Origin of the sequence: Escherichia sp. MOD1-EC4550, assembly GCF_963876935.1 — a bacterium.
In the GTDB taxonomy this organism is placed as follows: Bacteria; Pseudomonadota; Gammaproteobacteria; order Enterobacterales; family Enterobacteriaceae; genus Escherichia; species Escherichia coli_F.
This window is the reverse complement of sequence record NZ_CAWNSE010000046.1, coordinates 1-319: the sequence shown is the minus strand read 5'-3', so window position 1 is coordinate 319 and position 319 is coordinate 1. Positions and strand designations below refer to the sequence as shown.

Here is a 319-nt window from a genome sequence, read left to right as displayed (position 1 = left end):
GCATTGCCGAACGCGTCGGTGACTTTCACCCGCAGCGTGTTCGCCATCGCACCATCTGCCACTGAGCCGTCCTTGATGACCACCAGATCCGCGATCTTCGCCGTGCTGACATCAGCAATAAACGTCACGTTCTGGCTCAGAGTGCTGTTGTTGATGGTTGCGGTAACTGTACTGATGCCCGCCGTCTGGCTGGTGACGGAGATTTCCACGGTGCCGTCCGGCCCGGTGATAACCGTCGCGGCAACCGCTGCCCCGTTGTCCGCTGAGACGCTGACCGTCTGTCCGGCCAGCGCATTGCCGAACGCGTCGGTGACTTTCA

Annotated in this window: 1 protein-coding gene; it reads right to left on the bottom strand. The window is 61.1% G+C overall.

Annotated features, from left to right (window positions below; all coding sequences use genetic code 11):
• On the bottom strand, positions 1–319 hold a 319-nt coding region (locus AACU19_RS20710), incomplete at both ends, for an Ig-like domain-containing protein (RefSeq protein WP_198599095.1).